The following is a 9,621-nucleotide window of genomic DNA, read 5'->3' on the forward strand; positions in this document are numbered from 1 at the left end:
GCCGGATCAAGCGGCTCTCGCTGACCCCGGCGGGCCGGCGGCGCGTGTCGGCGATCCACGCCCATGCGCGGGCCCAGGTCGCGGACGCCCTGGGCCGCCTGAAGCGCGGCCAGCACCGCACCGTTCTCAACGGCCTGCGGCTCTACAGCGAGGCGCTCGCAGGCGCGCATGAGGCGCGCCCTGATCCGTCAGCGGTCGACGTGGTGCCGGGCTACCAGAGCGGGCTCATCGCCAGGGTCACGCAGATGCATGCGCTGCAAGACGCACGAGACGCCGCCATCGGGCAACGCTTCGAGTCCGCTGTCGCGGCAGGGCTGGCGGATTTCTGCGACAGGCTCGGTCAGCCGGGGAATGGCATCTGGACGGCCCGGCAAGGGGGCGACATCGTCGGCTCGATCGCCCTCGACGGCGACGACCCAGGCGCCGGCGTCGCTCGCCTGCGCTGGTTCATCGTGGATGAGGGCATCCGCGGTCGTGGCGTGGGGCGCACGCTGCTGGCCAGCGCGCTGGACTTCGCCGACGGCCAGGGTTTCGCTGAAACGCAGCTGCGGGCCTTCGACGGTTCATCTGCCGCCCGGCATCTCTGCGAATCGCACGGCTTCGCCTGCGTGGAAGAGCGGCCTGCGGCTCCCTGGGGCCAGGACGTCCTGGAACAGCGTTTCGTGAGGAGGCGACCATGAACTCGACACCCACCATCGAGGAGCTTGCCGGTGCGGCCCCGGAACTTCCAGCCTCGGGCCGGCTGAAGGGCCGCGTGTGCCTGGTCACCGGCGCCACGACCGGGATCGGCCGCGCAACCGCGCTGCGAATGGCCGCGGAAGGCGCGGCCGCGGTGGTCGTGACGGGCCGCCGAGAGGAGCTCGGCCAGGCGCTCGCTGGTGAGATCCGTGAGCGCGGTGCCGAATGCCTCTTCGTCGCGGCCGATGCGACCCGCGAGCATGACATCGTCGCGACCGTCCAGCAGGCACAAGCCCGGTTCGGCCGGCTGGACGCCGTGTTCAACAACGCGGGCTGCCAGGAACGCCGGGGCCTGTTGGCGGAGCAAAGCGACGAGGTGTACACGCGCGTGTTCGACACGAATGTGCGAGCCCTCTTTCATTGCATGCGCCACGCCATCTCGGCCATGCTGGCGGGTGGCGGCGGCACGATCGTCAACAACACCAGCGTGAGCGGGATCCGCAATCCCAACGCGGGGTTGTCGCTCTACAGCGCGTCGAAGGCGGCCGCCAACTCGCTCACGCGCTCGGCCGCGATGGAGTACGCGCCGGCAGGGATCCGGATCAACGCGGTCGCACCGGGGCGCGTGCTCACGGACATGATGCTTTCCTCCGGCATGGCGGACATGCGCGCCGTTGCGGCCGGCCTGCCGCTGCGCCGGATGGGTCATCCGGAAGAGGTGGCCGCCGCCGCCATCTGGCTGATGTCTGACGAAGCGCGCTATGTCGTGGGCCACGTGCTCGCAACCGACGGCGGGTTCCTGGCAGGGTAGGGAAGGCGTGGCGCCCGGTCAGCACTCGACGTCGCGTTCGGGCCGGCAACGGCGCGCCCCACGGGGCGGATGCGACGACATCCCGACCGTTCCTGCCTCGACCAGAAAGCGCGCGATCGCGCGCCTGGCGTCCGATGTCACTCCCGCTTCACTCCACCGAGGCAGCATGCCTTTGCCGCCAACGCGCGGGTCGCCCTGGGTCGGCGCCAGCAGCAGGACGGTCATGGCTCGACCGTGGGCCGTCGTGACGATCCAATGCGTGGGCGTGCCGTGGTCGCCGGGAAACAGTTTCGGCGTGACCGCCGGCGATTGATCGGGCCGCACGATCACCAGTTCGGGCGACTCCTCCAGCGTCGTTGCGTTGCCGTCGACGCTGCAGCGTGCCAGGGCCAGCAGCACGGTGGCGCAGGTCAGTGCCCTCATGCCGGCGTGCCGGGGGAAGCGCGAATCGCGAGCGGCGGCAGCAGGTTGCGGCGCAAGGCCACGCATTCGAAGCCGCAACGCTGCATGTTCAACAGCGACGGATTGACCTCGTCCGTGGGCTCGCCCGTCTCGGTGCCGATCCAGCGCACGCCGGCGCGCGTCGCATCCTTGACGCGGCGCGCCATCACGGCGCGCTGGCCGCCGCGGCGCCGATGCGACTCCAGCATGCTGCCGATCCCGACCCAGGCCTGGTCGCCATCGACGAACAGCGCGCCGCCGCCGACGGCCGTGCTGCCGTCGAAGACGCCGTAGAGCTGCCAGCGCGGACGGTCATGCAGCGCGCGCAACCAGCCGGCGACGAACGAGGGCAGGCCGAATCCGCGGGTGATCGCGTCGGCGATCGCCTCGGCATCGTCGTCGGTGCCGGCCGCGACGCGCAATGTCGTCTCGCCCGCGTCCACCGGGCCTGCCGGCCGCAGCATCTTCGCCCAGTTCGCGGGTTCGGCCGACCGCCATCCGGCCGCTTCGAGCGACAGCGCCGTGTCGCGGGGCTGCGCGTGCGTGTTGACATGCAGCCACCACTGGCGTGAACCGGCCGCTGCGAACGCCGCCGCGACTTGCGCGGCGCTGTCGGCACTCGCCGGCGCGCGCAGCCCGAGCCCGATCGCCCGGTTGAACAAGGGTGACTCGATGCCCGGTGCCAACAGCAGCGTCGCATCGGCGACGCGGTCGTGGGCGATGCCCAGCGTCTGGCGCAGCGCCGGCGGTGCCGCGTCGTAGTAGTCCGCCCAGGCGCGGGCTTCGATGTCGTCGGCCAGGGTGGCCATGTCGGCGGGGATCATTGTCGAGTTCACGGGACGCGATTCCTTCTGGGTGGATTGATTGACCTTACACCGTAAGGTCGACGCCGCGGAATATACTGCAGAGCGCCTTACGTTGTAAAGTGGTCCATGGCCCGTGCCCGCACCACCACCCAAGCGCCGACATCGGCTGCGCCAGCGTCACCGCTTCCTCGCGTCCCGCTCGATCGGGACCGAATCGCCGCGGTGGCCCTGGCACTCATCGACAGCCACGGGCTGGATGGCTGCTCGATGCGCCGCATCGGCCAGGAGCTGGGCGTCGAGGCGATGGCGCTCTACCACCACTTCAAGTCCAAGGGCGAGCTGCTCGATGCGGTGCAGGAGCTGCTGATCGGCGAGATCGAGATGCCCGATCCCGCCAGCGACCCGCCGGTCGAACGCATCCGCCGGAGCATGCGCAGCTATCGGCAGATCGCGGTGCGCCATCCGCGCGCCTTCACGCTGCTCGCCGCGCGGCGCTTCAACACCCCGCGTGCATTCCGCGTCTACGAGCAGTTGCTGCTGATGTATGCCGAATGCCGCCTGGCACCGCAGCAGCAGGCCTGGTGGTTCCGCCTGATGGGCGGTTTCGTGAATGGCGCGGGCATGGCCTACGTCGCGAGCATCGAGCACATCCCGGACGCCACCAAGCTGCAACTGCAGCATGCGCCGCAGACCATCCCGTTGCCGCACGTTGCTGCCGTGGCGCCGTTCCTGCGGATCGAGGGCCTCGATGCCGCCTTCGAGTTCGGGCTCGACGTGCTGCTGGATGCGCTGGCGGGGGCGTGCCCGCCACACCGTTGAAAAAAGGAGCCGAAGACCATGACAGTCAAGCGAATGGACAACGTGCTGATCGTTGTCGACGATCTCGACGCGGTGAAGGCGTTCTTCATCGAACTGGGCCTCGCGTTCGAGGGCCAGACCACGGTGGAAGGGCCTGCCATCGGGCGCCTCATCGGGCTGGGAGACGTCCGGGCCACCCTCGCGATGCTGCGCACGCCCGATGGGCAGGGCATCGAGCTGGACAAGTTCCACACGCCGGACGCCGTCCGGTTCGGGCCCGTGGACGCGCCGATGAACACCTTGGGTCTTCGTCGCATCATGTTTGCCGTCGACGACATGGAGGCCGTCATCGCGCGGATGCTCGCCCATGGCGCAGAAATCATCGGCCAGATGCAGTACGAAACGTCGTACCGGCTCGCCTACATCCGTGAGCCCGAAGGCCTCCTCGTCGGGCTGGCCGAGCAGCTCAGCTGAGGGCGGGCAACGCTCGACGGGCGCGCACCGCCGCGCTCAGCTCGCGCAGCAGCGGCTCCGTCTGCGTCCAGCCCAGGCAGGCGTCGGTGATGGACACGCCGGGCACCAGGTCGGCCTTGGTCTGGCCGTCCAGCAGGTCCTGGCGACCCGGCTGCAGGTGGCTCTCGATCATGACGCCGGTGATGCGCGTATCGCCGCCGGCGATCTGGCCGGCCACGTCGCGGCCGACGTCGACCTGGCGCTCGTACTTCTTGCTCGAGTTGGCGTGCGAGAAGTCGATCATGACCTGCTCGCGCAGGCCCGAGGTCTTCAGCCCTGCGCAGGCCGCGGCCACGGACGCCGCGTCGTAGTTGGGCGCCTTGCCGCCGCGCAGGATGATGTGGCAATCCTCGTTGCCCCGCGTCTCGAAGATCGCGGCCATGCCCATCTTGGTCATGCCCATGAAGGCGTGCGCCGAGCGCGCCGCGAGCACGGCATCGCTCGCGACCTTGATGCCGCCGTCGGTGCCGTTCTTGAAGCCGACCGGGCACGAGAGGCCCGACGCCAGCTGGCGGTGGCTCTGGCTCTCGGTCGTGYGCGCGCCGATGGCGCCCCAGGCGATCAGGTCGGAGATGTACTGCGGCGACAGCAGGTCCAGGAACTCGGTGCCGGCCGGCAGCCCGAGGCCGTTCACGTCCAGCAGCAGCTGGCGGGCCAGCCGCAGGCCCTCGTTCATGTGGAAGCTGCCGTCCAGGCGCGGGTCGTTGATGTAGCCCTTCCAGCCCACCGTCGTGCGCGGCTTCTCGAAGTAGACGCGCATCACGATCAGCAGGTCGCGGCTCAGTTCATCGCGGGCGGCCTTCAACAGCCGCGCATAGTCCATCGCCTGGTCGTGGTCGTGGATGGAGCACGGGCCCACCACCACCAGCAGCCGGTCGTCGCGGCCGTGCAGCACGGCGCCGATCTCCTGCCGCGCGCGCGCCACCACCTCCAGCGCCTGGTCCGAGGCCGCCAGCTCCTCGAGCAGCAGCGCCGGGCTGATCAGCGCACGCACGGCGCCGATGCGGGTATCGTCGGTGCGCGTGGCGTCGAAGGTCGACGGCTCGTCTTCGTGGGCGTGGGTGGAGGGAGTGTTCATTCCATGGGCGAAAGTGTGCAAGGCAGCAGGATTCTGGCAGTTCTTTCCCCGGCCCAGGCCGGTGACGCAGAGGCGTTGGTGGCGTTGCGCAACCACTACCTGCGCACCCGCTGACCGCGCCCCGGTGCGCACTGCATCACGCCGCCCCCCTTTCCGGCGCGCCGAAGTCCATCCGTCCGGTTCCGAACCGGCAGCGCATGCTGCGTCTCCCCGTTGCTGCCATCCACGGCGGTGATGAAAGGTGACCTGATGACGCAGTGCGGTGAAGACGTGCGGTTGCTGGAGCGGCTGGGCCTGGACATGCTCGCGCCCGGGGAGGCCCGGGCCTGCGAACTCCTGCTGGAGGGCGGCATCCGCATGCTGCTGGAGCTCAGCGAGGACGGCCTGCTGACGATCGCCGCGGCGCTGCCCGGCGAGGTCACCGACGCCGACGACGCCTTGCTCTCGATGTCGCCCGCCGAGACCGACCTCGACGACGCGCGGGACACGTCGCCGATCGACATCAGCACCGAATCGGGCCACCTCATCGTGTGGGCGGACCATTTCGTCGAGGCGGCCGGCGACGCCCGCATGGTCTCGCTGCTCGACCGCGTGGCCACGCGGGCTGCCGCGGTGGCCGCGGCGCGGCATTCCGGCGCCCGCGACGCCGCGACGAACCTGCACCAGGACACGATCCCGCTCGCTAAACTGCGGCTCAACGAAGTCCGGAGGCGACTCGCGATGAACCAGGCCCCTTGCCGCGTACTGTGGATCGATGCCCAGCCGCCCGACGCCGATGTCGGCTCGGCCGCGCTGCAAAGCCGCCTGGGTACCGGCTTCGACCTGCGCACGGCCACCGGCCTCGACTGCAGCGAGGCGCGCGACGCGCATTCCGAGGTGATCGTGCTGGCGCTCGGCGCCGATGCCGCCGAGGTGGTGCTCGGCTGGCCCGCACTCGCGGTGGCCGCGGCCGATGCGGCGCTGGTGGTGCTGGCACCGGCGATGGGCGATGCGCAGGCGCAGCGCCTGATCGAGGCCGGCGTGCAGGACATCGTGTTCCACGCCGACCTCGGCTCGCTCGCGCAGCGGCTGCGGCTGGCCGCCGGGCGCAAGGCTATCGAGCGCGAGGCGCGCAAGGCCTACGCCACCGACCTGATGACCGGCCTGCCGAACCGCGCGCAGCTGATCGAGCACCTGAGCCAGGTGCTGGCGCTGCGCGAGCGCGAGCCGGCACCGGTCAGCCTGCTGGTGTTCCGCATGGACGGGTTCCAGGGCATCGAAGGCGCGCACGGGCCGGAGTCGGCCAACGTCGTGCGCCGCAAGGTCGCGGTGCGGCTGCGCGGCGGCGTGCGCTCGAGCGACGTGGTGGCCTCGCTCGGGGCCGATGTTTTCGCGGTGCTGCTGCCGTCGACCGAATCGCCGGCCGATGCGCAGCGCGTCGTCGACAAGCTGGTGCGCATGCTGCGCGATCCGTTCAACGTGGCCGGCATCACGGTGGGCGTGACGGCGCACGTCGGYGTCGCGCAGTACCCGCAGGACGGGCAGCAGCCCGACGACCTGCTGCGGCATGCGGCTGCCGCGGCGCTGGCGACCGCCTACGAGCCGCAGGGGGCGGCGAACGATTGACTGCTTCTGGCCGCTCTACTTCTGAATGTCCCCCAGGCACAGGTACTTCACCTCGACATAGTCGTCGATCCCGTGGTGCGACCCCTCGCGCCCGAGGCCCGACTGCTTGACGCCGCCGAACGGCACCTCGGCCGTCGAGATCAGCCCGGTGTTGATGCCCACCATGCCGTACTCCAGGGCCTCGCCGACGCGGAAGATGCGGCCGATGTCGCGGCTGTAGAAGTAGCTCGCGAGGCCGAACTCGGTGGCGTTGGCCATCGCGATCGCGTCGGCCTCGGTGCTGAAGCGGAACACCGGCGCCACCGGGCCGAAGGTCTCCTCGCGCGCGCACAGCATCTCGCTGGTGGCGCCCGACAGCACCGTCGGCTCGAAGAAGCGCGTGCCGAAGCGGTGCCCGCCGGTCACCAGCGTCGCGCCCTTCGCGGTCGCGTCGGCCACGTGGCGTTCGATCTTCTCGATCGCCGCRTCGTCGATCATCGGCCCCTGCGTCACGCCGGCCTCGAAGCCGTTGCCCACCTTGATCGTCTTCGTCTTCTCGGCGAGTTTCGCGACGAAGGCGTCGTACACGCCGTCCTGAACGTACAGCCGGTTCGCGCAGACGCAGGTCTGGCCGGCATTGCGGTACTTGCTGGCGAGCGCGCCCTCGACCGCGCTGTCCAGGTCGGCATCGTCGAACACGATGAACGGCGCATTGCCGCCCAGCTCCAGCGACAGCTTCTTGATCGTCGGCGCGCACTGCTTCATCAGGATGCGGCCGACCTCGGTCGAGCCGGTGAACGACAGGTGGCGCACCCGATCGCTCTCGCACAGCACCTTGCCGACCGCGATGGAGTTGGCGCCGTCGGCGGTGATGACGTTCAGCACGCCCGGCGGCATGCCGGCGCGCTGCGCCAGCTCGGCCACGGCCAGCGCCGACAGCGGCGTCTGCTCGGCCGGCTTGATCACCACCGGGCAGCCGGCGGCCAGCGCCGGCGCGACCTTGCGCGTGATCATCGCGATCGGGAAATTCCACGGCGTGATCGCCGCGCACACGCCCACCGGCTGCTTGATCACCAGGTAGCGCTTGCCGTTGTCGGTGGTCGGGATGGTCTCGCCGTAGACGCGGCGCGATTCCTCGGCGAACCACTCGATGAAGCTGGCGCCGTAGCCGACCTCGCCCTTCGCCTCGGCGAGCGGCTTGCCCTGCTCGGCCGTCATGATGCGCGCCAGGTCGTCGGCGTTCGCCATCAGCAGCTGGAACCACTTCATCAGGATCGCCGAGCGCTCCTTCGCGGTCTTGCCGCGCCAGGCCGGCCAGGCCTGGTTCGCGGCGGCCACGGCGGCCTGCGTCTCGGCCGCGCCCAGGTTGGCCACGTCCACGAGCTTCAGGCTGGTCGCCGGGTCGTTCACGTCGAAGYGCGCGCTGCCGGCCACCCATTCGCCGCCGATCAGCGCGTCGGTCTTCAGCAGGCCCGGGTCCTTCAATGTCGCCAGCGGAGAGGTCTTCATGTCCATCGTCTCGGTCCCTTCATCGGTTCAACGGCGCGGCACACCCGGCAGCACGCACAGCATTTCGTACAGGAGGTTGGCGCCCAGCAGCGCGGTGTTGCCGGACGTGTCGTAGGGCGGTGCCACCTCCACCAGGTCGCCGCCGACCACGTTCAGCCCGTGGCAGCCGCGGATGATCTCCAGTGCCTGCGGCACCGTCAGGCCGCCGATCTCGGGCGTGCCGGTGCCGCCGGCAAACGACGGGTCGATGCCGTCGATGTCGAAGCTGATGTAGACGGGATGCGCAGTCCCGATGCGCTCGCGCACCTGCGCCATCAGCGGCGCGAGCGACTGGTACCACACCTCGTGCGCCTGCACGACGGTGAAGCCCTGCGCACGCGGCCAGTCGAAGTCGTCGGCCGCGTAGCCGGTGCCGCGCAGGCCGATCTGCCAGACCCGGTCGCATTGCAGCAGGCCTTCCTCGACCGCGCGGCGGAACGGCGTGCCGTGCGCGACCCGCTCGCCGAACATCTCGTCGTTGACGTCGGCATGCGCATCCACGTGCACCAGTGCCACCGGGCCGTGGCGCTTCGCGACCGCGCGCAGGATCGGCAGCGCGATCGTGTGGTCGCCGCCCAGCGTCAGCGGCTTGCAGCCGGCCGCCAGCACCGCGTCGTAGAACGCGCTGATCAGCGGCAGCGACTTGTCCAGTGAATAGGTGTTGATGGGCACGTCGCCCAGGTCCGCCACCTGCAAGGCATCGAAGGGCGCGGCCCCGGTCGCCATGTTGTAGGGCCGCAGCAGCGCCRACTCGGCGCGGATCTGCCGCGGCCCGAAGCGCGCACCCGCGCGGTTGGAGGTGCCGATGTCCAGCGGCACGCCGATGAAGGCGGCGTCCAGCCCCTGCGCCGACGTGGCGGCCGGCAGCCGCATCATCGTCGCGAGCCCGGCGAAGCRCGGCATCGCGTTGCCGCCCAGCGGCTGGTTCAGGTCCTTCATCGCTTGCGCCCCCGCAGCCATTCCAGCACCAGCAGCAGGCTGGTCGTGAACAGGATCAGCAGCGTCGCCACCGCCGCGATCGTCGGCGTGATGTTCTCGCGGATGCCGGTGAACATCTGCCGCGGCAGCGTCACCTGTTCCGGCCCGGCGAGGAACAGCGTCACCACCACCTCGTCGAACGAGGTCGCGAACGCGAACAGCGCGCCCGAGATCACGCCCGGCGCGATCACCGGCAGCGTGATGCGGAAGAAGGTGCGCAGCGGGCTCTCGCCGAGGCTCAGGCTGGCCCGCACCAGGTTGTTGTTGAAGCCCTGCAGCGTGGCCAGCACGGTGGTCAGCACGAAGGGCGCGCCCAGCGCGGCGTGCACGATGATCAGCGCGGTGTAGCTGTCGGCCAGCCCGGCCTTGGCGAAGAACAGGTAGGT

General features: G+C 70.3%; 11 protein-coding genes. 5 read left to right on the plus strand and 6 right to left on the minus strand.

Features of this window, described 5'->3' with window-relative positions; genetic code table 11:
- A partial coding sequence (locus tag AC1D01_RS10555) for a GNAT family N-acetyltransferase (RefSeq protein ID WP_477865987.1) occupies positions 1-680 on the plus strand: 680 nt, incomplete at its 5' end.
- Complete coding sequence (locus tag AC1D01_RS10560; RefSeq protein WP_477865988.1) at positions 677-1,489, plus strand: SDR family NAD(P)-dependent oxidoreductase; 813 nt, start codon at positions 677-679, stop codon at positions 1,487-1,489. The genes AC1D01_RS10555 and AC1D01_RS10560, both read left to right, overlap by 4 nt.
- A gap of 18 nt (positions 1,490-1,507) precedes the next feature.
- Here AC1D01_RS10560 and AC1D01_RS10565 read toward each other — a convergent pair whose 3' ends face one another.
- A complete protein-coding gene (locus AC1D01_RS10565; RefSeq protein ID WP_477865989.1) occupies positions 1,508-1,912 on the minus strand; it encodes a hypothetical protein in 405 nt (134 codons plus the stop codon).
- Positions 1,909-2,766: a hypothetical protein gene (locus AC1D01_RS10570; protein ID WP_477865990.1), complete on the minus strand. Its 858-nt coding sequence runs from the start codon at positions 2,764-2,766 to the stop codon at positions 1,909-1,911. The genes AC1D01_RS10565 and AC1D01_RS10570 overlap by 4 nt, the downstream gene beginning before the upstream one ends.
- Before the next feature lie 192 nt (positions 2,767-2,958).
- Between AC1D01_RS10570 and AC1D01_RS10575 the strand changes: the two genes are divergently transcribed.
- Both AC1D01_RS10575 and AC1D01_RS10580 read left to right on the plus strand, forming a co-directional pair.
- Positions 2,959-3,555, plus strand: a complete 597-nt coding sequence (locus AC1D01_RS10575) for a TetR/AcrR family transcriptional regulator (protein ID WP_477865991.1) — start codon at positions 2,959-2,961, stop codon at positions 3,553-3,555.
- Between the two features lie 18 nt (positions 3,556-3,573).
- Entirely contained in the window at positions 3,574-4,008 is a 435-nt protein-coding gene (locus AC1D01_RS10580) for a VOC family protein (protein WP_477865992.1), read from the plus strand.
- Here the strand turns inward: AC1D01_RS10580 and AC1D01_RS10585 are convergent.
- A complete protein-coding gene (locus tag AC1D01_RS10585) occupies positions 4,001-5,125 on the minus strand; it encodes a 3-deoxy-7-phosphoheptulonate synthase (RefSeq protein WP_477865993.1) in 1,125 nt (374 codons plus the stop codon). The genes AC1D01_RS10580 and AC1D01_RS10585 overlap by 8 nt on opposite strands.
- A gap of 249 nt (positions 5,126-5,374) precedes the next feature.
- Between AC1D01_RS10585 and AC1D01_RS10590 the strand changes: the two genes are divergently transcribed.
- Positions 5,375-6,730, plus strand: a complete 1,356-nt coding sequence (locus tag AC1D01_RS10590; RefSeq protein WP_477865994.1) for a diguanylate cyclase domain-containing protein — start codon at positions 5,375-5,377, stop codon at positions 6,728-6,730.
- 15 nt (positions 6,731-6,745) lie between these two features.
- On the opposite strand, the gene AC1D01_RS10595 is transcribed toward AC1D01_RS10590, so the two are convergent.
- The 3 genes from AC1D01_RS10595 to AC1D01_RS10605 all read right to left on the minus strand — a co-directional run.
- Entirely contained in the window at positions 6,746-8,224 is a 1,479-nt protein-coding gene (locus AC1D01_RS10595) for an NAD-dependent succinate-semialdehyde dehydrogenase (RefSeq protein WP_477865995.1), read from the minus strand.
- Between the two features lie 21 nt (positions 8,225-8,245).
- A complete protein-coding gene (gene speB / locus AC1D01_RS10600) occupies positions 8,246-9,196 on the minus strand; it encodes an agmatinase (protein WP_477865996.1) in 951 nt (316 codons plus the stop codon).
- On the minus strand, positions 9,193-9,621 hold a 429-nt coding region (locus tag AC1D01_RS10605; RefSeq protein WP_477865997.1), incomplete at its 5' end, for an ABC transporter permease. The genes AC1D01_RS10605 and speB, both read right to left, overlap by 4 nt.

This window comes from Rhizobacter sp. P3_B12, assembly GCF_056402895.1.

Bases quoted from the DNA above. Each gene is read 5' to 3' on its own strand.
- AC1D01_RS10560 (WP_477865988.1), top strand. From the start codon at position 677: ATGAACTCGACACCCACCATCGAGGAGCTTGCCGGTGCGGCCCCGGAA.
- AC1D01_RS10565 (WP_477865989.1), bottom strand. From the start codon at position 1,912: ATGAGGGCACTGACCTGCGCCACCGTGCTGCTGGCCCTGGCACGCTGC.
- AC1D01_RS10580 (WP_477865992.1), top strand. From the start codon at position 3,574: ATGACAGTCAAGCGAATGGACAACGTGCTGATCGTTGTCGACGATCTC.